Source organism: Arthrobacter mobilis, assembly GCF_012395835.1.
GTDB classification, from domain to species: Bacteria; Actinomycetota; Actinomycetes; order Actinomycetales; family Micrococcaceae; genus Crystallibacter; species Crystallibacter mobilis.
This window is the reverse complement of sequence record NZ_JAAZSQ010000020.1, coordinates 1-24,766: the sequence shown is the minus strand read 5'-3', so window position 1 is coordinate 24,766 and position 24,766 is coordinate 1. Positions and strand designations below refer to the sequence as shown.

Genomic DNA, 24,766 nt, shown 5'->3' with positions numbered 1-24,766 from the left:
GTGACATCCGCATCCGACACTTAGTCCACTGTAGTTCACTTGGTGGACAGATTCAGTAACAGCCCGGCCCGCAGCGCCCTCCGGCGACAAATAAAGCCATATTCACGCCCATGGCTCGGCGGATGGAACACTGCGGGCCGCAGCTGCCCGGACGCGCCGGGCGGGACCGCTCCCTAGCTCTTGTTGATGGCAGGCTTGCGGATCTTGCGCGAATCCAGCACCTGGTCGATCAGCCCGTATTCCTGGGCGCCCTCGGCGGTGAGGATCTTGTCGCGCTCGATGTCCCGGTTCACCTGCGCACTGGGCCTGCCCGAGTGCAGGGCCAGCGTGTCCTCCAGCCAGGTGCGCATGCGCATGACCTCGTCGGCCTGGATCTGCAGGTCGGTGGCCTGGCCACGTTCGCCGCCACCCAGGGCCGGCTGGTGGATCAGCACGCGGGCGTTCGGCAGGGCCAGGCGCTTGCCCGGCGTGCCGGCAGCCAGCAGCACGGCCGCGGCACTGGCCGCCTGGCCCAGGCACACCGTCTGGATCTCCGGACGGATGTACTGCATGGTGTCGTAGATGGCGGTCATCGCGGTGAACGACCCGCCCGGGGAATTGATGTAGAGGGTGATATCCCGGTCCGGGTCGGTGGATTCGAGCACCAGCAGCTGCGCCATGATGTCATCCGCCGAGGCGTCGTCGACCTGGACACCGAGGAAGATGATGCGGTCCTCGAAGAGCTTGGTGTAGGGATCCTGGCGCTTGAAGCCGTAGGGGGTCCGCTCCTCGAACTGCGGCAGCACATACCGGCTCTGCGGCAGGTTGGCGGCATAGCCGCCGGCAGCGGCACCGAAGGTGTAGTTCATTGTCTTTCTCCTGCTTCCGGTGATCGTTGGGACTGAAGTCGCAGACCCGCCGATCACGACTCCTTCGTAGTGTTGTTGCTCGTGCCGCCGCCGCCGGAGACCGACCCGGCATGGGCGGAGATGTGGTCGAAGAAGCCGTAGGCCAGTCCCTCCTCGGCCGTGAACCACTTGTCCCGGTCGTTGTCGATCAGGATCTGCTCGACGGTCTGGCCGGTCTGCTCGGCCGTCAGCTCCGCCATGACCTGCTTCATGTGCAGGATCAGTTCCGCCTGGATCTTGATGTCCGAGGCAGTACCGCCGATGCCGCCGGAGGGCTGGTGCATCAGGATGCGCGCGTGCGGGGTAGCGTAGCGCTTGCCCTTGGTGCCGGAGGAAAGCAGGAACTGCCCCATGGACGCGGCCAGGCCGGTAGCCACGGTGACCACATCGTTGGGGATGAACTGCATGGTGTCGTAGATGGCCATCCCCGCGGTGACGGAGCCGCCGGGCGAGTTGATGTAGAGGTAGATGTCCTTCTCCGGATCCTCGGCCGAGAGCAGCAGCAGCTGGGAGCAGATGGCGTTGGCGTTCTCGTCGCGCACCTCGGAACCGAGCCAGATGATGCGTTCCTTCAGGAGACGGTTGTAGATGTAATTTTCCTGGGTCGCCGGATCGACGGTGGCCATCCTGGGGGTGGCGGCTTCACGGGACATTCTGAATTACCTCTCGCTTCTGCCTGGGGGCCTGCCGGTAGGGGCCGGTCCCCGGGACCTGTTTCCTTCTTGGACACTAACGCGAATCCGGGGCCAATTCCCTCTATTTCGGGCCCTGTTCGCTGACGGCGCACCGGTCCGCCGGCTGGTTAAAAGCGGACAGGCCGCCGGCCCCGTCAGGGGCGGGCGGCCTGTCCGAACAGACGTTGTTGCCTGATGCCTACTTTTCGGCGTCGACCGTCTCGGCGGCGGTCCCGGGCGCCTCGGCAGCGGCGGCCTCGGGTGCCTCCGGTGCCTCCGGTGCCTCGGCAGCTTCGGCTTCCTCGCCGGCTTCGCCACCCGGGCGCACGAAGTCGCTCAGGTCCACCTCGGCACCGTTGCTGTCGGTGACCTTGGCCTGCTCCAACACCTTGGCCAGGGCCTTGCGGCGGCGGACCTCGCCAACCATCATGCCGACCTGGCCGCTCTGGTCCAGCAGCTGCGCGAACTGGTTCGGGTCCATGCCGTACTGGCTGGAAGCGGAGACAATGTAGTCGATCAGCTCGGCCTGGTTGACACCGATCTCTTCCTTGTCCGCCACGGCGTCCAGGATGATCTCGTTCTTGAAGGCACGCTCGGTGTTCTCCCGGACCTCGGTGCGGTGTTCCTCGGTGTCGTGCTCCTCGGGGCCGTGGGCGTTCTCCGGGCGGAAGTGCTGCTCGAGCTGCTCCTCGACGACGGATTCCGGCACCGGAACCTCGATCATCTCCACGAGCTTGTCCAGCACCTTGTCGCGGGCCTCGATGCCCTGCTCGACCACCTTGGACTCGGCGGCCTGCTTGGCCAGGTCCTCGCGCAGTTCGGCGATGGTGTCGAACTCGCTGGCCAGCTGGGCGAAGTCGTCGTTGGCCTCGGGCAGCTCGCGCTCCTTGACGGCCTTGAGCACGACCTTGACCGTGGCGTCCTGTCCAGCGTGCTCGCCGCCGGCCAGCTTGGTCTCGAAGGTCGCGTCCTCGTCGGCGCTCAGGCCGGTGACTGCCTCGTCCAGGCCCTCAAGCATGGTGCCGGAGCCGACCTGGTAGGACAGGCCGGTCGCGGAATCCACTTCCTCGCCGTCGACGGAGGCGGTCAGGTCGATGGTGATGAAGTCACCCTCGGCGGCCGGGCGGTCCACGTTCTTGAGCGTGGCGAAGCGGCCGCGCAGGTCGTCCAGGGCCTTCTCGACGTCGGCGTCGGTGGCCTCGGCGGCGTCGACGGTGACCTCCAGGCCGGCGTATTCGGGCAGTTCGATCTCCGGGCGGACGTCAACCTCGACCTGGAAGACCAGCTGGCCCTCGGTGCCGGCGGGGTCCGGAACCTCGGTGATCTCCACCTCGGGACGGCTCAGCGGGCGGATGCCTGCTTCCTGGACAGCCTCCTGGTAGAAGCCGTTCAGGCCTTCGTTGATGGCGGTTTCAATCACATAGCCGCGTCCAACGCGCTGGTCGATGAGCTTGTTGGGCACCTTGCCCTTGCGGAAACCCGGCACCTGGACCTGGGAGGCAATCGTCTTGTAGGCCGCATCGATGCTGGGCTTGAGTTCCTCGAAGGGAACCTCAACGTTGAGCTTGACCCTTGTCGGGGAGAGGTTTTCGACAGCGCTCTTCACAGCGTTTGAACTCCTGATAGCTAATGGATGGAAATCTGCACCAAGAAATACAGAGTCGGGGCGACAGGACTCGAACCTGCGATCTCCTGCTCCCAAAGCAGGCGCGCTAGCCACTACGCTACGCCCCGTAGTGCACAGGCAAGTCTACGGCCTAACCGGACTGCGTGCACAATCAGCCCATCCTAAATGTTTAGCGGTTCTTCGGCACCCTGGCACACCGTGCGTCGGCGATTTGCGGACCGCGCGGCCACCCGTGCTAAAGTTTCTACGTCCACGGGGATGTAGCTCAATGGTAGAGCCTCAGTCTTCCAAACTGATTACGCGGGTTCGATTCCCGTCATCCCCTCTGGCTGTGAAGGCGGATCCGCAAGGATCCGCCTTCACGCGTTTCAGGGGTCCCGGTACGCCCGCCGCGCGAGCTACGCGCCCAGCGGGCCCTGGCAGCCGGGGCACCAGTAGAGCTTGCGGCTGCCCATGTCGGCCAGCGCCACCGGCGCCGCGCAGACCCGGCACGGCAGCGACTGGCGCTGGTAGACGTAATGCGCATTGTCCGGCCACAGCGGCAGCGTGGAGTCGGCGCGGTGCCCGGGACGGGTGGTGATGATCCTGCCCTCGCGCACGCCGTCGGCCATCACTGATACCAGGTCTTCCCAGAGCGCCGCTGCGGCCCGGGGAGCCAGGTCCTTGCCGCGCTGCCAGGGATTCAGCCCGCACCGGAAGAGCGACTCGGCCCGGTAGATGTTGCCCACCCCGGCCACCACTTCCTGGTTCATCAGCAGCAGGCCCACCGCGGTACCCCTGGCGGTCAGCCGGCGGACAAAGCCGGCGGCGCCGGCGCCGCCCGGATCCGGCTGCAGCGGATCCGGGCCCAGCCTGGCGACGACGGCGGCGCGCTCTGCCCCGGTCACGACCTCGCATGCTGCGGGGCCGCGCAGGTCGGCCCAGCCGTGGTCGCCGACCAGGCGGGCACGCACCTGTCCCACCGGTTCGGGCGGGCCGGAATACGCGCCGGCCTCCCCCGCGGCGTCGTACGTCTCCCGCTCGCCCACCCGGCGCGGCGCCCCGATGCTGGAGGCGCCGCGGAAGGTGCTGTCCCCGCCGAAGTCCCAGGCCCCGTAGAGCCCCAGATGGACGCGCAGGTACAGGTCGTTGTCGAAGGCCAGGAAGAGCTGCTTGCCGTGCGCGGCCGCAGAACGCAGCACGGCGCCGTCGATCCGGGCGGCGCCGGCCGCGAACTTCCCCTGCGGGCTGGTCACTGCCAGCCGGCTGCCGCCGAAGACGGAGTTGAACTGGGCGGCCAGCCGGTGAATCGAATGTCCTTCGGGCATCGGGACTAGGCCACTACCTCGCCGGTCTGCTCGTAAGTGGCGATTTTGCCAATCCGGCGCTTGTGGCGCTCGGCGTTGCTGAACGGCTCGGTCAGGAAGGCCTCGATGATCCGGGTGGCTTCCTCCACGCTGTGCTGGCGGCCGCCGACGGCCACGACGTTGGCGTCGTTGTGCTCGCGCGCCAGCTTGGCGGTGTCCAGGTTCCAGGCCAGCGCCGCGCGGATGCCCTTGACCTTGTTGGCGGCGATCTGCTCGCCGTTGCCGGAACCGCCGAGCACGATGCCCAGGGCGTCGACTCCCGCTGTCTGGTCCGCCACCACTGCCAGGGCGGCATTGATGCAGAAGGCGGGGTAGTCGTCCTCGGCGTCGTACTCCTTCGGGCCGTGGTCCACCATGTCGTAGCCCTTGGCCCCGAGGTGCTTGATCAGGTGGGCGCTCAGCTCGAGGCCGGCATGGTCGGTGGCAATGTGGACGCGCATGGTCTTCCTCAACGGGTAGTACGGGTAATCCGGTGGATCGGGTGAAGGTGGCGGATGCCGCCCTCCAGCCTACTGTGTTCCCTTCAAGAGCTGTTCCAGGGCGGAAGTATAGGCCTCGAAGGCATAGCGGCCGCGGCTGGTCAGCGCGATGAAGGTGGCCGGGCTGCGGCCTTCAAAGGTCTTGTCGAGGACGACATAGCCGGCGTCCTCCAGCTTGCGCAGGTGGGTAGACAGATTTCCCGGAGTCATCTGCAGCAGCTTCTGCAGTTTCGGAAAGGCGATCCGGTCCCCTGCGGCCAGCGAGGCCAGCGTGGCCACCACCCGCAGCCTGGCCTGGGCGTGGATCACCGGGTCCAGTTCCAACACGCTCACCCCGGCACCACTGCCGCCCGGCTGCGTTCCCGCCGCCGGTTGACCAAGTCCGCGGCGGCGGCCAGCAGCATGCCGCCGCCGCCGGCAACGGCCATCACCAGATAGCCGGCCGGCGCGCCTGCCATTGCCGCCGCGCCGCTGATCAGCGCAATCCACGCACCCAAGGCGAACATCCGCCACTCCCGCCAGATCACCCCGCCGGCCATGTACAGGGCGGCAACAACCAGGCAGCACAGCGAATTGGCCAGGACGGACATGACTTCCACCGTAGCGCCGGCCCGGGCTACCCCGGTGAGGATCAGGAAAACAGCGGCGAAGCTGACGGCCCAGGACCAGCCATACAGGGTGCCGGTGACGGCCGAGTCGCCGCGTACGCCCGCCGAGCGCCTGCCGATGTGGATGCCCGTGAACACCATGGCGGCGGCCAACAGCCCGGCAAAGACGAAGAAGGCCCACCCGGCCGGAGTCCCGGCAGCCGGCATCCAGCCCAGGAACAGCACCAGATAGCCGGCGAGCCAGGCCAGGCCCCAGACGCCGAAGAGCAGTCCCCCGCTGGGTTCGGTGGCTTCACGCGCTCTCTGCTGCTGCCCGCGGATCAGCGCCAGGAGCACGGCAGGATCCGACGGCAGGTCGTCCGCGGCGCGTGCCGGTGGTCCGCCGCGCGCTGCTCCGCCGGCATGTCCCCGGCCCGACCCTGCCCGGCCGGTCCGCCGGCAGCCCCGCAGCGCCTCGCATGTCGTCGGAACCCACATCGTCCTCCAGTCCGCCAAACAACTTTGTATTGCAAACTACTCTGCCAGCGCCGGACTGATTGGGCAAGCCCGCGCCGACGTAACAACACACCCGGTCGGTTCAAACTGCTGCGCGGGCGGGCCTGAGGTGAGAGAATGACCGCACTGTTCAGGGCTTGTTTCATACTTGGCCCGCGGCCGCAGACCTGAACCCGGCCGGCACCACCGGCCCGTCCATCTATCCACATTGGAGGCGTTACTGTGCCAGGAATGAATCTGACCCGCGAAGAAGCCCGGGAACGCGCCGCGCTGCTCACCGTCGAGTCCTACGACGTCGTCCTGGACCTGACCCGCGGAGACCAGGTCTTCGGCTCCCGGACCACCGTCCGCTTCAGTGCCACGCCCGGCTCCTCCACCTTCATCGACGCTGTGACTGCCGAGGTCCGCTCGGTGACGCTGAACGGCACGGACCTGGATCCGGCACAGGTGTCCGACGGCGTGCGAATCCAGCTGCCGGACCTGGCCGGGCAGAACGAACTGGTCATCGACGCCGACGCGCTGTACATGAACACCGGCGAAGGGCTGCACCGGTTCGTGGACCCGGTGGACAACGAGGTCTACCTCTACAGCCAGTTCGAGGTCCCCGACGCCCGCCGGGTGTTCGCCGTGTTCGAGCAGCCCGACCTGAAGGCCACGTTCCGCTTCACGGTCACCGCGCCGGCGCACTGGGACGTCATCTCCAACTCCCCCACGCCGGAGCCGGTGCCGGCCGGCAAGACCGGCACGGCCGCCACCTGGGCCTTCGAACCGACGCCGCGGCTGTCCTCCTACGTCACCGCGCTGATTGCCGGCCCCTACCAGTCCGTGCGCAGTGAACTGACCAGCTCGGACGGCCGGACCATCCCGCTCGGAGTCTTCGCCCGCAAGTCCCTGATGCAGTACCTGGATGCCGAGAACATCTTCACGCTCACCCGGCAGGGCTTCGAATTCTTCGAGCGGCAGTTCGGCACGCCGTACCCGTTCACCAAGTACGACCAGCTCTTCGTGCCTGAGTTCAACGCCGGTGCGATGGAGAATGCCGGCGCGGTGACGTTCCTGGAGAACTACGTGTTCCGGTCCAAGCCCACCGAGGCCACCGTCGAGCGCCGGGCCATCACCGTGCTGCACGAACTGGCGCACATGTGGTTCGGGGACCTGGTGACCATGCGCTGGTGGAACGACCTGTGGCTGAACGAGTCCTTCGCCGAGTTCATGTCCACGCTCGCCGCGGCCGAGGCCACCGACTGGAAGAACGCCTGGACTACCTTCGCCTCGGTGGAGAAGTCCTGGGCCTACCGCCAGGACCAGCTGCCCTCCACCCACCCCATCGTCGCCGAAATCAAGGACCTCGAGGACGTCCAGGTCAATTTCGATGGCATCACGTACGCCAAGGGCGCCTCGGTGCTGCGCCAGCTGGTGGCGTGGGTGGGCCAGGAGCAGTTCATGGCCGGGGTGCGCGAATACTTCGGCAAGCACGCCTGGGACAACACCGAGCTGGCGGACCTGCTGGCCGAGCTGGAGGCGGCCAGCGGACGCGACCTGAAGGAATGGTCCACCGAGTGGCTGGAAACGGCGGGCGTGAACACGCTGCGCGCCGAGATCGGCGCGGACGGGGACGGGACGATCGGTTCCTTCGCCATCCTGCAGTCGGCCGTGCCGGAGCACCCCACCCTGCGCCGGCATCGCCTGGCCGTCGGCTTCTACAACCTGGACGCCGAAGGCAAGCTGGTGCGCACCCACCGGACGGAGCTGGACGTGGACGGCGAACGGACCGAGGTCCCCGAGCTCGCCGGCCTGCCGCGCCCGGCACTGGTCCTGCTCAACGACGACGACCTGGCCTACGCGAAAATCCGGCTGGACGAACACTCCCTGGCCACCTCGAAGACGCACCTGAAGGACTTCGCCGAATCGCTGCCGCGCACGCTGGTCTGGACCTCGGCCTGGGACGCCACCCGGGACGGCGAGACCCCGGCACGGGCCTACGTGGAGCTGGTGCTGAACAACATCGCCTACGAGACCGATTCCTCGGTCGTGATGGTGCTGCTGCGCCAGCTGGCCACCACGCTGACCTACTATGTCCGCCCGGAGGACCGTGAGCGGCTCTCCACCGCCGCCGCGGACCGGCTGTGGGAGCTGAGCGACCAAGCCCCGGCCGGCTCCGACCCGCAACTGCAGTTCGTCAAGGCCTTCGCCGGCCTGGCCCGGACCGGGGGCCAGCTGGACATCGTGGCCGGGCTGCTCTCCGGGGAGCGGATACTCGAAGGGCTGACGGTGGACGCCGACCTGCGCTGGGAACTGCTGACCTCGCTGGTGGCCGGCGGCCGGGCCGGCCAGGCCGAGATCGACGCGGAGCTGGGCCGCGACGCCACCGCCACCGGCCAGCGGGCCGCAGCCCTGGCCAAGGCGGCCATCCCGACGGCGGAGGCAAAGGCGGCAGCGTGGGACGCCGTCGTCGTTGCCGGCGATCTGCCCAACGCGACGCAGCAGTCGGTGATCACCGGCTTCAACCGTGTCCACGAGCCGTCGCTGCTGGAACCGTATGCGGACAAGTACTTCGCCGCGGTCCGCGAGGTGTGGGCCACGCGCACGCACGAGATCGCCCAGCAGATCGTCGTCGGGCTCTATCCGTCCCGGCTCACGACGCAGGAAACGGTGGAGCGGACGGACAGGTTCCTGGACGGGCTGGGCGATGCCGTTCCGGCGCTGCGCCGCCTGGTCCTGGAGAACCGCGACGGCGTGGTCCGCGCCCTGAAGGCCCAGGCCGCGGACCGGTAACCGGCTGCCCGGCCGGGCTTGCCGCCCGGCCGGCGCCGGTCACCGTCTGCGCCGCAGGCCGCCGATCCGCAGCAGGGCCCCGGCCGCCGGGGTGCGCAGCAGGCTCCGGACGGCCGGCACGGCGCCGAGCCTGCGCTTGAGCGGAACGGCCCCGCTGTGCTTCACCGACAGGTTGCCGTTCTCGGTGGCATAGACCCGCAGCGGCGGCCGCTGGGTTACCTCGAGCTGGCCGAAGGACAGGCGCTGCTCCTTCCGGCTGCCCGGGATGACGATGAAGAAGTCGAAAATGTCCAGCGGCTCGCTCCGGACAAACGGTACGTGCCAGAACCGTCCGTTCATCGGTACCCGCACGCCTTCCGCTTCCCGGCGCTTGCGGACAAGCAGCTCCGCGCCGTCGGGCACCTGGTCTTCCGCGGGCAGGATGAGGGTGCTGCCTTCCCAGTATGCGCGGCCGCCCGCCGGGCGCGGGACGGACTGCCGGCCTCCCCGCGGGGGCTTGGAGAGCACTTCGGCCCACCGGGCCACGAAGGCGGCTTCGCTGAATCCGGAAACGGCGGCACGGCAGCCCGCGCCCAGCCGTTCCCGCAGCTGCGGGTCGCGCATGAGCTGCAGGATCCGGGCTGCGAGCGCGTCGTGGTCCCCGAACGGCGCCAGGAAGCCGTTTTCGCCGTCGACAATCACCTCCCGCGGTCCGTAGTTGGAGTCGTAGGCAGCCACCGGAACGCCGCAGGACATGCTTTCGAGCAGGATCAGCCCGAACCCTTCGGAGGCGGATGTGAACAAGGTGGCGCAGGCGCCGGGATAGATGGTGCCCGAGTCCTCGGCAAAGGGCATGAACCGCACGCTGGCTCCGACGCCCAGTTCGGCGATGAGGGCGTGGACCTTGGCTTCCTCGGCACTCTTGGAACCCAGCCCGTAGATTTCCAGGACAGCGTCCGGGTTGCCGTCCAGCACCGTGCGCAGGACCCGGATTGCCTCGTCCACGCGCTTCTTGGGATGCGTGCGGGCCACCAGGACAAGCCTGTTCGGGTCCGGGCGGGCGGCGGACGGGCGCGCCGGAGGGGCCGCCGGCGGGATGACCTCCAGCAGGTCTTCGTGGCCGAAGTCGGCGACGAAGTCCCGGCGCTGCGCCTCGGTCCAGACCACGAGCGCATCATAAGCGTCCAGCTGGCGCACGAGCCGTTTCCAGTTGGGGCTGATCCCCGATCCGGCCACATAGGGCTCTTCCAGGTGGTTGCTGTGCGCCACGGCGACCTTGAGCAGGTTCGGGTGGCGAAGCGCGCCGACCACCTCGTCCACGTTGCGGCCCGGGAAGTTGTCCAGGTGGTCCCGGAACTCGGAGCAGATGGCCGGCGCTTCCTCGTCGGCCAGGAGGCGTTCGAGGGCGAACTGGTAGAGGTCGCCCATGTCGGCAAAGGACCGCGGATTGGCGCCAAAGAGGACGCTGTCCCCCCAGAGCTTCGACCCTGGCTTCTGCCGTACGGCCAGGAAGCACTTGCCATCACGGCCGATGTGCCGCTGGATACTGGGCGTCGCGGCCCCCGGACTGTAGTGGAGGACCCGGACGAGCCGGCCTTCGCCGTTCATTTCCTCCCGGCGGATCCGGAGGCCGGCCGCGTCAAAGTGGTCGATGGATGCCGCCAGGCCATTCCACCCGAACCTGATGTCCATCTCGGGCAGCCCGTCCCGGAAATAATGGATGGTGCGGCCCGGCGCATCGGCCTTCACCGCCGTCAGGGCCGGATCGGCGGGCGCCCGTACCGGCTTCCTGGTCTCGGTTCGGGCGCTGCCGTCCAGCGAGGACAGCACGCTGCGCACCTTCACCTTCGGGTGGAGGTGGCCGCCCCGGCGCAGCGCCGCAACGTCGGCGTCAAGCCGGGCCTGGAAGCCGAGCACCTCGATCCAGACCTGCTCCAGTGTCCCGGCCGCGGCCAGGGAGTTCGCCCGGGCGCGCACGGCCTTGACCAGGCCCCCTCGCCGGAGGGCCAGTGTGTTGACCGCGAAATGCGCTGTACGCTGCATGGCGCCACTCTAGCCAAGCAGCACCCGGCGCAGAAGGGGCAGGTCACAGCGGATTTTTCAGGCCCGGGGAGGGAACGGGCGTGGCAGCGCGAGTGCCTGGCCCGGCCCGCCGGCGCTTGCTTCCCTGCTTCAACCGTTCCTTCCCCGCTTTAGGCTTCAAACAACGCCCTGACCTGCGGCGATGCCGGGACGCCGGGTTAAACCCGGGAGGGAAGGTGCGCAGGTTTCCCGGCGGATGGCCCGCGGGGCGTACTGGCGCACGGCGTGGGCTTGGCCAATACTGGTCTCGGGGTGAGCCCTATGGACGCTGCCGCAGTGGCGGGACAGCTACTGGTACTGCTCGGGACCTTCTATCTTCCGGGGTTCCTGGCCCTCTACGGCCTGCGGTTGAAGGTTTTTCCGGCCCTGGCGCTCGCCCCTGCGGTGTCTGCCGGCATCGCCGGCGCCGCCAGCATCGTCTGCCTCGCCACCGGCTGGCGCTGGGAGCCGGCGAGCGCGGGGCTGCTGGCCCTGGCTGCCGTGCTGCTGTGTTTCCTGTTCGGCTGGCTGACCGTCCGTCGGAAACCCCCTGTCCCGGCGGACCCTGAAAAGCAGGCGGGTGCACCCCTGTCCCTGAAGATCCTGACGGGAACCGCGCTGGCTGCGGCGGCGGCACTGATCGGATCGGTCATGCTCCGGGGCGTGGTCTCTTTGGACCGCGTGAACCAGGGCTGGGATCCCACCTTCCATGCCAACGCCGTGCGCTGGATCCAGGACAGCGGACAGGCCAGCGCCTGGAGCCTCGTGCCGATTTTCGGCGGGGCGCCGCCGTCGTACTACCCGGCCGGCTGGCACGAACTGGTCTCGCTGGTCCCCGGCGACGTCGTGACCGCGGCGAACCTGTCCTGCCTGCTGATCGGCGCAGTGATCTGGCCGACGTCGCTGGCCTACCTGGCCACGGCGCTGTTTCCGCGGCAGCCGGTGACCTGGGTCCTGGCCCCGCTGTTCGGCGCCGCAGTGCTGGCGTTTCCCTTCATCCAGCTCGTCCGCAGCGGGCAGTGGCCCAACGGCTTTGCGACGGCGGTGATCCCGGCGGTCCTCGCCCTGGGCATCAACCTGCTCTACGACAGCCGGCTGCGCTGGCGCAGGCCGCAGCAGCCCCCGGCGCCACCCGGGCCGGGGACCGCGGCCCGGACGGCCGCGCTGCTGGCTGCTGCTGCCGGGGCCATCTGGATCCATCCCTCGGCGCTCTTTGCGCTGCTGCTGCTCGGCGGCTTCTACCTCGGACGCTTCCTCATCCTGGGCTTCCTTTACCAGTGGCGGCAGGGCAAAGTCCGTGCCGTGGTGGTGTCCGCGCTGACCGCGGCCGCCCTGGCGGGCCTCGGCCTGGGCCTGTCCCAACTGCCGGCGCTGATCCGCTTGCTGGACTATCCGCGCGCGCATAACGCCGACTGGCCGGATGCGCTGGCCTGGCTGTACTTCGACCTGCCCGGCCGCCCGTCGCCGTCAGCGCCCAACCCGGGCATCCACGGCTACGCGACCACCGCGCTGATGGTAGCCGGCGCCGCCGCGGCGCTGGCGTTCAGGCGGTCCCGTCCCGCGGTGGGGGGCATGGCCGCAGCCACGGGCTTGTTCATCCTCGCCGCCGGACCGGAGAACCCGTACCGCTGGCTGGCAGGGTTCTGGTACAAGGACCCGCCCCGGATCGCGCCCCTGATGTTCACCTTCGGCTGTGTCTTTGCCGCCCTGGCCGTGGAACGGATCTGCAGCCTGGCGGCGGCGGTCCTGCGGTCTGCCCACCCGCGGCGCAGGCAGGTGCTGGCCGCGGCTTTGGGCCTGCTCGCCGCCGGCGCCCTCTTCACCGCCTCCGGCGGGTTCCGCGACAGTCTGCGGCTGCAAGCAGCGGCCGCCCCCTACCTGACCATCGATGCACCACGGGGCCGTGCCCTGCTGGGGGACGAACAGGAGTTCATCCGTTCCCTCGGCCCGGTGCTGCCCCCGGACGCAGTGGTGGTCGGCGATCCGTTCAACGGCCTGCCCTACATCTACGCACTGACCGGGCACCGCGTGGTGTTCCCGCAGATGATCAACCGGCCCGGCAACGAGGACGAGGCCTACCTGCGCCGGAACTTCCGCAACATCCTGACCGATCCCGAGGTCTGCCGGGCGCTGGGCCGGCTGGGTGCCACCCATGTGTACGACGACGGACCGATCCGGGCACGCCGGACCGACCGGCACCTGCAGTGGCCGGGCTTCCGCGGCGTGGACTACTCCCTCGGGTTCGAGCTCGTGGCCAGGCAGGGCACTGCCGCCATCTACAAGATCACCGCCTGCATGCCCGGTGCACAGCCGTGGACGGACCAGCCACAGCCTGGGATTTAATGTGGCCATGGGCATCTTCGAGCACCGCTACACCGTGAACGTCACCTGGACCGGCAACCGCGGGGACGGCACCTCCGGCTACCGCAGCTACGGCCGCGACCATGTGGTCCGGGCCGCCGGTCTGCCCGAGCTGGCCGGCAGCGCCGATCCAACCTTCCACGGGGACACCGACCGCTGGAACCCCGAACAGCTGCTGCTGACCGCCCTGGCCCAGTGCCATATGCTCTCCTATCTGCACGTCGCGGTGAACCACGGCCTCGTGGTCACCGCCTACAGCGACGACGCCGAGGGCACCCTGCACCTGAACCGGGACGGCAGCGGGGAATTCACCTCCGCCACGCTGCACCCGAAGGTGACCATCGCCGATCCGGCGCAGGCAGAGCTGGCCCGCAGGCTCCACCACAACGCCAACAAGGTCTGCTTCATTGCCCGCAGCGTGAATTTCCCGGTGCTGCACGAACCGGAAATCCTGACCGCTTGACACGCCCGGCGGTCGCCGGGTGACGAATGTCACACGACCCGCACCGGTCCCGCAGGCAGCCGCCCCTAAGGTAACGGTTGGGTAACGCCTCCTGGTCTGCCGGCACAGCGGACTGCGCAGCCCGCCGGCTCCCGGCGGCTACCCTTGATAGGTCCTCCGAACCAACAGAAAGCATCGCCGGTCGTGACGCAACAGACGCAATCAGTAACGGAACAAGCACAGGAAGTCACCGGGCAGATCACCCAGGAAGTGACTCAACAGACGATGACGCTGATCGACAGGGTCTCCCCGGGCGGCGACATCTTCCAGGCCGGCGTCATCGTCCTGGTGGGCTTCCTGATCTGGACCATTGCGCACTTCGTCATCAACCGGATCACCGAACGCATCAAGCGCGGCACATCGATCTTCAAGAAGCCCCACTTCCGCTGGGCCCAGCCGATTGTCCTGCGCAACCAGTCGCAAAGCCGCCGGATCCAGCGGGCGGATACGGTCGGCTCCATCCTGAAGTCGGTGGTGAGCATCTTCGTCTCCGGCATGGTCATCATCATGGTCATGGACACCTTCGAGCTGCCCATCGCCCCGCTGCTGACCAGCGTCGGTATCGCCGGTGTGGCCATCGGTTTCGGCGCCCAGCAGCTGGTCCGGGACTTCCTCGCGGGCATCTTCATCACCATCGAGGACCAGTACGGCATCGGCGACACCATCGTCACCTCCGAGGTGGTCGGACGCGTGGAGGCCGTGGGCCTGCGCGTCACCCGCGTGGTGGACGAGGAGGGCGTGGTCTGGTACCTGCGCAACGGCGAGATCCTGCGCGTGGGCAACCGGTCGCAGGGGAATTACCAGCCCAAGGAAAACGTTGAGGAAGGCAGACCCGCCCTCGCAGAAGAATCAGCAGAATAAACCATGACTTCAAATCCCCAGGACGCCTCCGGCACCCCGGTCCCCCCGCGTTTCGGCCAGCCGCTGGCCACCGTGCGCCCGACGAACACCGGCCCGTTCACCGACCCGGCCATCACGGAGAGCTTCTACGACGCCGTGGGCGGGCACGAGACCTTCGTCAAGCTGGTGGATGCCTTCTATGAAGGTGTGGCCGGGGATGAAGTACTGCGCGCCATGTACCCGGAGGAGGACCTGGGACCGGCGAAGGAACGGATGTGCATGTTCCTGGAGCAGTACTGGGGCGGCCCCGGAACGTACAGCGAGCAGCGCGGCCATCCGCGGCTGCGGATGCGCCACATGCCGTTCAAGGTGGATTTCGACGCCCGGGACCGTTGGCTGGCCCACATGCACCGGGCGGTCAAGTCGCTGCAGCTGCCGCCGCTGTACGAAGACACGCTCTGGGACTACTTTGAGCGCGCCGCCCACTCCATGGTCAACTCCATGTAGCGTGGGCCCCGCGCCCCAATCCGCTAAAGCGAGGCGCCGCTGCGCACCAGCACGTGCCCGCGGCCGGTGCTCAGCCGGGTCCAGCGCCCATTGGTGAAGACGTCCACGTCGTGCCCGTCCAGGAAGCCCAGGGCCATCGCCGCGAAGGCGGCGCCGGCCGGCACGGGCGGCTCCACCGGCCGGTCCGCAGCGGTCAGCTGCGCGCCCCAGACGGCGCTGCGCAACCCGTCGACCACCGGCCGGCCGGCGCTTTCCGGCACGGCCTCGGCAACCCGCCGCGCGCCGTCGCGCGCCGCTTCCTCCAGCAGCGCCGAGGGCAGGCGCCCGGCCGGCGACCAGCCGCTGCGCGGCGGCAGCACGCCGGTCCAGGATTCGGTGACCCGGGTGGGCGGCAGCGACAGTACGACGGCGTGGCCGGCCATCCGCGCCAGCCGGTCCGCCACGGAGGCCAGCGAGACGGTCAGCTCTGCCTCGGCCGGCTTGGCCAGGCGCATGGTGCGCAGGCCCAGGACGGTGGGCACCGCCTCGCCCAGGAACCGCGGCCGCATCAGGCACACGTAGGCCGCCAGGACGGTGCCGGAGGCACTCAGGTGCACGGCGCCGTCGTCGGCGGCCCGGGCGCGGACGACGAAGGTCCGCAGGTCCGCCACCACCTGCGGATCGGCCAGTTCCAGGGAGTCCGGGGTCAACATCCGCCTACGCCTCCTGCCGGTCCTGCGCCGGGACCGGCCGCCGGAACGGGACGTCCGGACCGGCAAAGCGCAGCAGCGCGGCCCGGTAGGCCTCGGGCAGCTGCACCGGGCGGCCGCTGGCGCGCTCCACCAGGACCATGGTGGCGGACCCGACGGCGTAGGTGGCCGAATCGTCCGGCTCGGCCAGGACATAGCCGGTCCGGAAACTGGAGCCGCCCACATGGGTCACCCAGATATTCACCGACACCGGCTCCGGGCGCAGCGACAACGGGGCGCGGTATTCGATCTCCTGGCCGGCCACCAGCGTGAACTTTCCGGGACCCTGCACGTCGCGGATGACCGGGCCGGCCGGATCCGCCGCATCCGCGGGCAGGTTGTGCAGCCGCACCCGGGCCTCCTCGAAGTAGCTGAAGTAGGTCGCGTTGTTCACGTGCCCGTAGGCGTCAAGGTCGCCGAAGCGGACCTGCAGCGGGAAGCAGGCGGCGGAAGGGGGAACTGGCATGCGGCCATCTTCTCAGACCACGCCCGGCCGGGCGAACCCGGGGGCCGTGTATCCGATAGCCTGTACCGGCAGGTAACTTCACCGAGGAGACGCATGGACATCGCACCCGGCCACGTGGATACGACCGCACGAATGCTCGCCCTGCTGGATCTGTCCGACGCCGGAGGCGCGGCCACGACCGACGAGGATATCTTCGTCGGCCAGTCCGAGAAGCAGCCGCACGGGCGGGTGTTCGGCGGACAGGTGCTCGCCCAGTCGGTGATGGCCGCCATCCGCACCGTGGATCCGGCCCGTCCCATCCATTCGATGCACGCGTACTTCCTCCGTCCCGGCGATGCGAACCAGCCGATCACCTTCGGCGTCCAGCGGCTGCGCGACGGCCGCTCCTTTTCGGCCCGGCGGACCCAGGCCTACCAGAACGGCGTGCCGATCCTGTCCATGATCGCGTCCTTCGAAGTCCCCGCCGCCGGGCTGGAGCACCAGGAGGAGTTCCCCGAGGGCATCCCGGATCCGGAGACCTTGCCCACCACTGCCGAACTGCTGGGCAAGGTGGACCATCCGGCCCGCTCCGCGGTGCTGGAGCGGCCCTACGACATCCGCCACGTCCAGCCCCCGCTCTACGTTGCGGCCAAGGGCGAACGCGCGGCGGTCAACGCCGTCTGGATGAAGACCAAGGGGCCGATGCCCGACGAGGCCAATCTGCACCGGGCGGCGCTGGCCTACGGCAGCGACTACACCGTCCTCGAATCCATCCTGCGCCAGCACGGGATCAGCTGGGTGACCCCGGGCATGCGCGTGGCGAGCCTGGACCATGCCATGTGGTGGCACCGGCCGGTCCGGGTGGACGACTGGCTGCTGTACGTGCAGCACTCCCCCAGCGCCTCCGGGGCGCGCGGCCTGGGCATGGGCAAGATCTTCAACCGGCAGCGCGAACTGGTGGCCACAGTGGCACAGGAAGGCATGCTCCGGATCCCGGACGAGGTCCTGGCCCGCCGGTCCTGACCAGTACGGCCCGGCCGGTCTGCCGCCCGGACCGTGTTGGTCAGGCGAAGTCGAAGACCACCGGGAAGACCACGACCACGATGGCGGCCCAGGCCCCGTAGACCGGCAGGTAGCGCGTCTGCCAGCGCTCGAGGTCATTGAACGGCCGCCGCCTGCGCAGGAACCCGACGGTGAGCCAGGCTGCCCGGACCAGGTGCACCAGCAGCAGCAGGTTCAGGCCAAGCGCGGCGATCTTGTTGGGGCTGAAGCCGAACTCCGCGATGCGGGTCAGCATCGCGGTCAGCATGACCGCATCGACCGCGAGGGCCGCGACGACGAGGACCAGCTGCAGGACATCGAACAGGCCGGGCGGTGCGAGCGAGTCGCGGGCGGAAATTGCGTAGAGCAGCAGGGCCAGGACGAGCACGAGGATCGCGTCCATGAGGATGAGCAGATCGCGGTCGACGTCGACCAGGCCGCCGGCGGCCGTGAGCACGGCCAGGTGGGCCAGCAGCATGACAATCGTCAGGGGCAGGAAGACACGCGTCAGGACGGGGGCGATGTTCTCGACGACGTTCTGCTTGGCCTCGACCAGCCAGGCGGCGACGACGAGCGCCCCGGGCACGGCGAACGGCAGGATCCAGTCCTCCAGGACCGGTTCGAGGTCGGCGCCGACGACCTGCAGGACCGCGAACGTGAGCCCGACCAGGACGGCGCCGCCCAGGGCCAGGAGCGTGTAGTAGATCGCGAGCTCGCCGGTGAACCGGACGAAGTCCATCCGCCGGCCGTCGGACCGCCACCTCCCCCCGACGTACGCCACCCCGGCCAGCAGCCACAGCACGACCGGGGCGTGCAGTGCGGCGAGCACCTCGGTGGAACCCCCGGCGGCGAACGGGTAGACGTTGAGCAGAACCGCCAGCGCAGCGAACGGGACGAGCAGCGCCGTTGCCACCTGTCCGGTCAGCCGGCGCTTCCAGGCGAAGTACGCGGCGAGGAACGGGAAGACGAGCAGTCCGAGGTTGCGCGCGAGCACTTCGCCGTCGCCGATCCAGGTCAGGCCGGCCTTGACCGCCAGCCCCGCCCCGACCGCGAGTGCGAGGACGACCGCCAGCTCGCGCCGCGGCGCAGCGGCGTCGCTGGAGTCCTCCGGAACGAGCACGAGCTGTTTCCACAGCCGGTCCGAATGCTCGCGGGCAAACTCGCGCGAGACGGCGTCGAGGTTGCCCAGGCGCTTGATCGCGACGAGGAACGCCTCCTCGTCGTCGAGCCCGGTCGCCTGCAGGTCGGCCACCTGCTCACGCAGGTGGTCCTCCAGTTCCTCGACGTCGGCGGGAGAGATCGCCTGGCGCCGCTGGACGTACCCCCGCCACCGGTCGATATGGGCCTCCAGCTCCGCGTGCAGCTCCATCACGCCCACCCCTCAGCCACGGCGGGGGGCCGCTGCGCGGTCTGCCACACCTGCCGCAGTGCGTCGGCAACGACGGCCCACTGCTCCTGCCGGTCGGCGAGCGCAGCCCGGCCCGCCGGCGTGATCGCATAGTGCTTGCGCCGGCGCCCGGCCTCGGAAGTTCCCCACGACGAGGATACGTAGCCGAGCCGCTCGAGCCGGTGCAGCAGCGGGTAGAGCATCCCGTCCGTCCACTGCATGGATCCGCCCGAAAGCTCGCCCACACGTTTCAGGATCGCGTAACCGTACAGGTCGCCGTCCGAGAGTATCCCCAGCACGAGCGGAGTGGCTGCGGCAGCGACCAGGTCCTTATCGATGCGCACTGCGCCTCCTATACCTAGATCTACAAGGTATCTTACCCCTAGCAGCTCTAGGTATGGTAAATGGTCCCGGGAACAGCACAAAGGCCGGACCCTGCGGACAGGATCCGGCCTTTGTGCTGCGTCCGCGGGGCGGGTTAGTCGCGCGTCAGGCGGCGGTGGGTGACGCGGTGCGGCTTGGCGGCCTCCGGGCCCAGCCGCTCGATCTTGTTCTGCTCGTAGGACTCGAAGTTGCCCTCGAACCAGTACCAGTTCGCCTCCTCTTCCTCGGTGCCTTCGTAGGCGAGGATGTGGGTGGCCACGCGGTCCAGGAACCAGCGGTCGTGGGAGATCACCACGGCGCAGCCCGGGAACTCCAGCAGCGCGTTCTCCAGGCTGGAGAGCGTTTCGACGTCGAGGTCGTTGGTGGGCTCGTCCAGCAGCAGCAGGTTGCCGCCCTGCTTCAGGGTCAGCGCGAGGTTCAGGCGGTTGCGCTCACCGCCCGAGAGCACCCCGGCCTTCTTCTGCTGGTCCGGGCCCTTGAAGCCGAAGGCGGACACGTAGGCGCGGGAGGGCATTTCCACCTGGCCGACCTGGATGTGGTCCAGTCCGTCCGAGACAACTTCCCACAGGCTTTTGTTCGGGTCGATGCCGGCCCGGGACTGGTCCACGTAGGAAATCTTGACGGAATCGCCGACCTTCAGGTCGCCGCCGTCCAGCGGCTCCATGCCGACGATGGTCTTGAACAGCGTGGTCTTGCCGACGCCGTTGGGGCCGATGACGCCGACAATGCCGTTGCGCGGCAGGGAGAAGGACAGCCCGTCGATGAGCTGCCGGTCGCCGAAGCCCTTCTTCAGGTCCGTGGCTTCGATGACCAGCTGGCCCAGCCGCGGTCCCGGCGGGATCTGGATCTCCTCGAAGTCCAGCTTGCGGGTGCGCTCGGCCTCGGCCGCCATTTCCTCGTAGCGGGCCAGGCGGGCCTTGGACTTGGTCTGCCGGCCCTTGGCATTGGAGCGGACCCATTCGAGTTCCTCGGACAGGCGCTTGGCCAGCTTCGCATCCTTCTTGCCCTGGATCTCCAGGCGGGCGCGCTTCTTCTCCAGGTAGGTGGAGTAGTTGCCCTCGTACGGGTACAGGTGCCCGCGGTCCACTTCGGCGATCCACTCGGCCACGTGGTCGAGGAAGTAGCGGTCGTGGGTCACGGCCAGGACGGCGCCCGGGTAGTTCTTCAGGTGCTGCTCGAGCCAGAGCACGCTTTCGGCGTCCAGGTGGTTGGTCGGCTCGTCCAGCAGCAGCAGGTCCGGCTTCTGCAGCAGCAGCTTGCAAAGGGCCACACGGCGGCGCTCGCCACCGGAGAGGACCGTGACGTCCGCGTCGCCCGGCGGGCAGCGCAGCGCGTCCATGGCCTGCTCGAGTTGCGAGTCAAGGTCCCAGGCGTCCGCGGCATCGATGGCTTCCTGGAGCTTGCCCATTTCCTCGAGCAGGGCGTCGTAGTCGGCGTCCGGGTTGGCCATCTCCTCGGAGATTTCGTTGAAGCGCTGGATCTTGCCGTAGATCTCGCCAACGCCTTCCTGGACGTTGCCCAGGACGGTCTTGTCCTCGTTCAGCGGCGGTTCCTGCAGCAGGATACCGACCGAGTAGCCAGGGCTGAGCCGGGCCTCGCCGTTGGACGGGGTGTCCAGGCCGGCCATGATCTTGAGAATGGTGGACTTTCCCGCACCATTGGGGCCCACGACGCCGATCTTGGCGCCGGGGAAGAAGGACATGCTCACGTCATCCAGGATGACCTTGTCCCCCACGGCCTTGCGGGCCTTGGTCATTGTGTAAATAAATTCCGCCATGCCTTCAAGGCTAGTGGCTGCGGGACCAGAACTCATATTTCGGACGCCGCCGGCCGCGGCAGCGGCGTCCGCCCCGTCCGTCCCGGTTGCCGTCCCCGCCCAAGGGCTCAACCGGCCATCTTGAAGCCGTCCTGCGCATCACCCTCGGCGGCGGGTTCGTCTTCGGCCGGATCAACGTCGTCCAGCACTTCCCCGGTTTCCAGGTCCACGTCCCCCGCCCCGAAGGAATCCGCTTCCTGAACCGGATTGTCCGCCGGACCGGACTTGGTGCTCCGCACGAACCTAGCCGTTCCCCACTTCAGATCGTGCCCGATGGATTCGGCAATGATTTCGGGCGCCGTTCCATGCCTGCCGTCCTGTCCGGTCCACTGGCGGAGCTGCAGCTTGCCGGTGATGACCACCCGGTCCCCCTTGTGCAGGCTGGAGCCGATGTTCTGGGCCAGCTGCCAGAAAGCCTTGACCGTGTACCAGTTCGTGGAGCGGTCGACCCACTGCTGGGTCTCCGGATCACGCCGCCGCTCGGTGGATGCCAGGCGGAAGTTCGCTGCCGGAAGGCCTCCGTTCGTCAGTCCCCCGTCGACGTCGCTCGCCACAACGCCGCGGACCGTAATGATGTCAGTCATGCCGCACCTTCTGTCCCTGTCGGATGTCCGGTTGGTGTTCCGGGTTGCCTGCGTATGCCGGCTCCTTCAGTGTGCTGGCTTCGGCAGAAGCCCGGCACCGCCCAGCAGGCCGATGTGGAACAGGCTCAGGGCAAGGCGGATGTGTAGAAGGAGTCGAACCTGACCGTTTCGTACAGGAAAGGCGAACGCGTTGATCCTGCCCTGGCCGGCCCCGTGCAGTCTCAGCTTGTGGGCAACCTCGTGCGGGTAGTCCACCACGCCCCTACGCCTGGATCGAGCCCCATCCGCACGGACATTCTGCTCAGCGTGGGCCCTCAGCACGTTGAGGTCTTGGGCACAGGCGCCGGAAAGAATGGGCCTTACATCGAGATCAAGGGCTAGTCGCAGCTTCCCGACACGAATGAAGAAGCCCCGACCTATTGGCGGGGGCTTTTTCATTCTAGGAGCCTTACCTCAGGCTATGCACAAACCCAGATGGCGGTATGTGGTTGCACAGCAAGGGCCACCGCGCAGGGTGGCCTTCGCCTGTTGCGGCGGATGCTGGCCGGCTCTAGCTACAAGGATCAATGTCTCACTGAGCAGACCGCCCCTTTAGCATGGCGGCGATCAGTGCCCCGATCATGTCCGGGTCGCTGCTGCCATATGGGCCAAGTACGAATCCGTTCCGTTCCGCATTGAGCTTTCCGGCATCATGCTCAACACCCCGACGACAATTTCCAGCCACTCCTCCATGGCGCGGTAATCTCCCCGCTGACCCCGCGTTCCCCTCCGGTGTTGCCCTCCCGATAAGTCACCGTGAGCTTTAAGTTCTGTTCAGACCAAGTCATGTTGAGGTCCATGTGCCGACGATAGCCAAGAACTGCTGACTTGTTCAGGTGGCACCGGCAGGGTGGCCCGCCCGCAGCCGCGTCCGGCCGTCAGCTTTCCGCGCCGTAGATGTCTAGAGCAGGCTTCACACTGGAGGCGTACCACCGTTTGCCGCCCTGCGGCGTGGGAAGGTCCGCCGCGGTGAGTGCATCTGCAATCTTGCGCAGGGAATCCCCATTGTCTTTGGCCTGCCGGATGAATGCCACGGTTTCGCGATCGACGGCCCGGCGCCGGCCGGCGAAGTCGGAGACTGCGCGGAATACACGGTCCAGCCGGGTCGACATAAGGTGATCGGCCTTGCCCTTGTCCAGCATCTCCAGTGCTTCCCGGAGCGCGGGCGGTTCAGACTCTTAGCTGACTGGCCGGCATCTTCCATGATCTGGACATCCCGGCCGCGCCGCGCCGCCTCCCCTGTGAATTGGGCTTTCTGCGCCGTTGTCTGCTTGTTCGATCGTGGATACACGGACGCAAGGAAGGGCCAGGGGGCGGGTACGGACGGCGGTCTGTGTCGTGGTCATGGCATGAGCGCACAACAAAGGAACCTTTGTTGTACATAGCCCTCCGCTGATTTCCCCTTGCGAGCTATCCCAGCAGCTGAGAGCCGTAAGCAGGCACCGCCCTCAGCTGCGGGGATCAGCCGAAAGTCGACAGCCAGTACCACGAAGCGAAGATCACTCCCAGTACGGAAAGGACAGCCACCATCGCGGCGAAACCCCACTTTGTGCTCATGATTTCCCCCAATCCCCCAGAGGGCTAACATGCCCTCCTATCCAGCTTGGCGTGAGTGAAGGCAACGATCAATAGCTGGCGACCCGCCGCTAGATGAGTGAGCCCGAATAGGCGCTCGTCGAAGGCTGTTGCCTGGAGGCGGAGGGTGTTAAACCCTGTGTGTGAAAACCGACCTTAACACCCTCCTGACCACACTCTACGTCCATCTTGATGACCGCGTCCTGCCCGGTTTGGGCTGGTCGCGGCGCCACCTGCCCGGCCGGAAACCGGCCCTGTCCGATGCGGAGCTGCTGTGCCTGGCCGCGGCCCACCACCTGCTGGGCATCTCCTCGGAGCGCCGCTGGATCCGCTACGTCCGGGAGCACCTGGCTGGGATGTTCCCGCACCTTCCGGGGCAGTCGGGTTTCGGCAGGCGCCTGCGCCGGCAGGCCGGGCTGATCGCCGCGGCCATCGCGGTCCTGGCCCGGGAGGTGCCCTCCTGGGAGGCGGACCTGCGCCTTGTCGATTCCACTCCGGTGCCCTGCGGAACCTCGAGGGAAACCGTCAAACGCTCGGCCCTGGCCGGGCAGGCCGGCTACGGCTGGTGCCGCTCCCACTCCCGCTGGTTCCGGGGCTTCCGGCTCTACCTGCTGGCCACCCCGGAGGGCATGCCCGTGAACTGGGGTCTGGCCCACGCGGGGATCGGCGAACGCGAGGTCACGCGGGCGCTCCTTGAGCGCGACCGGCATCTGGTCCGCCCCGGCCAGATCATCCTGGGCGACAAGGGCTTCGCCGGGAAGGACTTCGAGGCCTTCATCGCCGGGCTCGGGGCCGTGCTGGTCCGGCCCGACCGCCGGGACGAACCGCAGCGTTTTGGTACGCTGGGCCGGCCGCGCCAGTGGATCGAGTCGGTCTTCGACACGCTCAAGGGCCAGCTCGGCCTCGAAGCCCACAGCGGACGGACCGCGGCCGGGGTCTATGCCCGTGTCGCCGCGAGACTTTTCGCCCTCGCCGCCGGGATCTGGCACAACTGGATCATCGGTGCACCGGACAAACGGTCCCTGACCGCTTACGACCACTAAACCCAAACGGACTTACTCATCTAGCCTATTTGTCCTTGTCGGACGCCCGTTCCGGGGTGAAAATGTGCCTGTGGCCGCCTGCCGACGCCGTCCACCTATGGTCTTCCTGAGGCCGTCATCTAGCCGGGCGCCGGGAGCCGTCTGCGGGCCCTTAACTGTTGCGGCACCCGGTGCCGAGCACGCGGATTAGATTCCGTTTTCCCATCCGGCCCCCCTCGGGCGGCCACGCCGTAACCCCTGATGCAGGCAGTGAGGAGATTAACGGGACCATGTTGGCCGAATCCCAGGATGAGGAACAGCTCATTGCCCGGGTCGCCGCCATCGACATCGGCAAGGCCGAACTGGTGTGCTGCGTCCGGATTCCCGGACCGGGGAACATCCGAAGACGGCTGCAGGAAGTGAGCACGCATTCGACGATGACCGGCTCGCTGGCCGAACTGGCCAATCACCTGGTCGACCTTCGCATCGAGCGGGTGGTGATGGAGGCGACCAGCGACTACTGGAAGCCGGTGTTCTACCTGCTCGAGGCCCACGGGCTCCAGCCGTGGCTGGTCAACGCCCGGGACGTGAGGCACCTGCCCGG

At 68.1% G+C, this 24,766-nt stretch carries 22 protein-coding genes, 2 tRNA genes and 1 pseudogene; 9 read left to right on the top strand and 16 right to left on the bottom strand.

Annotation, left to right across the window (positions count from 1 at the left end; translation table 11 throughout):
- Positions 1-173 precede the first annotated feature (173 nt).
- The 4 genes from HGG74_RS16815 to HGG74_RS16800 all read right to left on the bottom strand — a co-directional run bounded on the left by HGG74_RS16815 (position 174) and on the right by HGG74_RS16800 (position 3,295).
- A complete protein-coding gene (locus tag HGG74_RS16815; protein ID WP_168488229.1) occupies positions 174-848 on the bottom strand; it encodes an ATP-dependent Clp protease proteolytic subunit in 675 nt (224 codons plus the stop codon).
- Between the two features lie 53 nt (positions 849-901).
- Positions 902-1,513, bottom strand: a complete 612-nt coding sequence (locus HGG74_RS16810) for an ATP-dependent Clp protease proteolytic subunit (RefSeq protein WP_168488312.1) — start codon at positions 1,511-1,513, stop codon at positions 902-904.
- 247 nt (positions 1,514-1,760) lie between these two features.
- On the bottom strand, positions 1,761-3,167 hold the full coding sequence (gene tig, locus HGG74_RS16805) for a trigger factor (RefSeq protein ID WP_168488227.1): 1,407 nt from the start codon (positions 3,165-3,167) through the stop codon (positions 1,761-1,763).
- Between the two features lie 55 nt (positions 3,168-3,222).
- Positions 3,223-3,295, bottom strand: a tRNA-Pro gene (locus HGG74_RS16800).
- A 147-nt stretch (positions 3,296-3,442) separates the two neighbouring features.
- Here HGG74_RS16800 and HGG74_RS16795 point away from each other — a divergent pair.
- Positions 3,443-3,513 (top strand) — tRNA-Gly (locus HGG74_RS16795).
- A gap of 73 nt (positions 3,514-3,586) precedes the next feature.
- Here the strand turns inward: HGG74_RS16795 and HGG74_RS16790 are convergent.
- From HGG74_RS16790 to HGG74_RS16775, 4 genes are all read right to left on the bottom strand, one after another.
- Entirely contained in the window at positions 3,587-4,495 is a 909-nt protein-coding gene (locus HGG74_RS16790; RefSeq protein ID WP_168488225.1) for an Fpg/Nei family DNA glycosylase, read from the bottom strand.
- Positions 4,496-4,500: 5 nt separating this feature from the next.
- Positions 4,501-4,974, bottom strand: a complete 474-nt coding sequence (locus tag HGG74_RS16785; protein ID WP_168488223.1) for a ribose-5-phosphate isomerase — start codon at positions 4,972-4,974, stop codon at positions 4,501-4,503.
- A 69-nt stretch (positions 4,975-5,043) separates the two neighbouring features.
- Positions 5,044-5,346: a transcriptional regulator gene (locus HGG74_RS16780; protein WP_168488222.1), complete on the bottom strand. Its 303-nt coding sequence runs from the start codon at positions 5,344-5,346 to the stop codon at positions 5,044-5,046.
- Complete coding sequence (locus HGG74_RS16775) at positions 5,343-5,957, bottom strand: hypothetical protein (RefSeq protein ID WP_168488220.1); 615 nt, start codon at positions 5,955-5,957, stop codon at positions 5,343-5,345. Before HGG74_RS16775 ends, HGG74_RS16780 begins: the two co-directional genes overlap by 4 nt.
- Positions 5,958-6,347: 390 nt before the next feature.
- On the opposite strand from HGG74_RS16775, the gene pepN reads away from it, so the two are divergent.
- Positions 6,348-8,891: an aminopeptidase N gene (pepN, locus tag HGG74_RS16770; protein WP_168488218.1), complete on the top strand. Its 2,544-nt coding sequence runs from the start codon at positions 6,348-6,350 to the stop codon at positions 8,889-8,891.
- Between the two features lie 39 nt (positions 8,892-8,930).
- Here pepN and HGG74_RS16765 read toward each other — a convergent pair whose 3' ends face one another.
- Positions 8,931-10,913: a glycosyltransferase gene (locus tag HGG74_RS16765; protein WP_168488216.1), complete on the bottom strand. Its 1,983-nt coding sequence runs from the start codon at positions 10,911-10,913 to the stop codon at positions 8,931-8,933.
- A gap of 300 nt (positions 10,914-11,213) precedes the next feature.
- On the opposite strand from HGG74_RS16765, the gene HGG74_RS16760 reads away from it, so the two are divergent.
- The 4 genes from HGG74_RS16760 to HGG74_RS16745 all read left to right on the top strand — a co-directional run bounded on the left by HGG74_RS16760 (position 11,214) and on the right by HGG74_RS16745 (position 15,141).
- Complete coding sequence (locus tag HGG74_RS16760; RefSeq protein ID WP_168488214.1) at positions 11,214-13,274, top strand: DUF6541 family protein; 2,061 nt, start codon at positions 11,214-11,216, stop codon at positions 13,272-13,274.
- Positions 13,275-13,281: 7 nt separating this feature from the next.
- Positions 13,282-13,755: an OsmC family protein gene (locus tag HGG74_RS16755; RefSeq protein ID WP_168488212.1), complete on the top strand. Its 474-nt coding sequence runs from the start codon at positions 13,282-13,284 to the stop codon at positions 13,753-13,755.
- Positions 13,756-14,019: 264 nt separating this feature from the next.
- Positions 14,020-14,655, top strand: coding sequence for a mechanosensitive ion channel family protein (locus tag HGG74_RS16750; protein ID WP_168488210.1), 636 nt, complete (start codon positions 14,020-14,022; stop codon positions 14,653-14,655).
- 3 nt (positions 14,656-14,658) lie between these two features.
- Positions 14,659-15,141, top strand: a complete 483-nt coding sequence (locus HGG74_RS16745) for a globin (RefSeq protein WP_168488208.1) — start codon at positions 14,659-14,661, stop codon at positions 15,139-15,141.
- 23 nt (positions 15,142-15,164) lie between these two features.
- On the opposite strand, the gene HGG74_RS16740 is transcribed toward HGG74_RS16745, so the two are convergent.
- Entirely contained in the window at positions 15,165-15,833 is a 669-nt protein-coding gene (locus HGG74_RS16740) for a DUF8185 domain-containing protein (protein ID WP_168488207.1), read from the bottom strand.
- A gap of 4 nt (positions 15,834-15,837) precedes the next feature.
- Positions 15,838-16,335 carry an acyl-CoA thioesterase gene (locus tag HGG74_RS16735; RefSeq protein WP_168488205.1) on the bottom strand — a complete coding sequence of 166 codons (498 nt, stop codon included), beginning with the start codon at positions 16,333-16,335 and terminating at the stop codon, positions 15,838-15,840.
- Positions 16,336-16,428: 93 nt separating this feature from the next.
- Here HGG74_RS16735 and HGG74_RS16730 point away from each other — a divergent pair, with 93 nt between their 5' ends.
- Positions 16,429-17,337 carry an acyl-CoA thioesterase gene (locus HGG74_RS16730; protein ID WP_168488203.1) on the top strand — a complete coding sequence of 303 codons (909 nt, stop codon included), beginning with the start codon at positions 16,429-16,431 and terminating at the stop codon, positions 17,335-17,337.
- A gap of 40 nt (positions 17,338-17,377) precedes the next feature.
- Here HGG74_RS16730 and HGG74_RS16725 read toward each other — a convergent pair whose 3' ends face one another.
- The 5 genes and pseudogenes from HGG74_RS16725 to HGG74_RS16705 form a co-directional block, all read right to left on the bottom strand.
- The gene (locus HGG74_RS16725; RefSeq protein WP_168488310.1) at positions 17,378-18,724 is read right to left on the bottom strand and encodes a permease prefix domain 1-containing protein; all 1,347 of its coding nucleotides are present in this window, start codon (positions 18,722-18,724) and stop codon (positions 17,378-17,380) included.
- The gene (locus HGG74_RS16720; RefSeq protein ID WP_168488201.1) at positions 18,724-19,086 is read right to left on the bottom strand and encodes a PadR family transcriptional regulator; all 363 of its coding nucleotides are present in this window, start codon (positions 19,084-19,086) and stop codon (positions 18,724-18,726) included. The genes HGG74_RS16725 and HGG74_RS16720 overlap by 1 nt, the downstream gene beginning before the upstream one ends.
- 134 nt (positions 19,087-19,220) lie before the next feature.
- Positions 19,221-20,903 (bottom strand): energy-dependent translational throttle protein EttA, encoded by a 1,683-nt coding sequence (gene ettA / locus HGG74_RS16715; RefSeq protein WP_168488199.1) that lies wholly within the window; start codon positions 20,901-20,903, stop codon positions 19,221-19,223.
- Between the two features lie 107 nt (positions 20,904-21,010).
- Positions 21,011-21,526 carry a single-stranded DNA-binding protein gene (locus HGG74_RS16710; protein WP_168488197.1) on the bottom strand — a complete coding sequence of 172 codons (516 nt, stop codon included), beginning with the start codon at positions 21,524-21,526 and terminating at the stop codon, positions 21,011-21,013.
- 917 nt (positions 21,527-22,443) lie between these two features.
- Positions 22,444-22,719: pseudogene (locus tag HGG74_RS16705) on the bottom strand (hypothetical protein); the annotation flags it as partial.
- A gap of 564 nt (positions 22,720-23,283) precedes the next feature.
- Between HGG74_RS16705 and HGG74_RS16700 the strand changes: the two are divergent.
- Complete coding sequence (locus tag HGG74_RS16700) at positions 23,284-24,183, top strand: IS982 family transposase (RefSeq protein WP_168488193.1); 900 nt, start codon at positions 23,284-23,286, stop codon at positions 24,181-24,183.
- 269 nt (positions 24,184-24,452) lie between these two features.
- Positions 24,453-24,766: IS110 family transposase (locus HGG74_RS16695; protein WP_168488191.1), on the top strand; the 314-nt coding region annotated here is incomplete at its 3' end.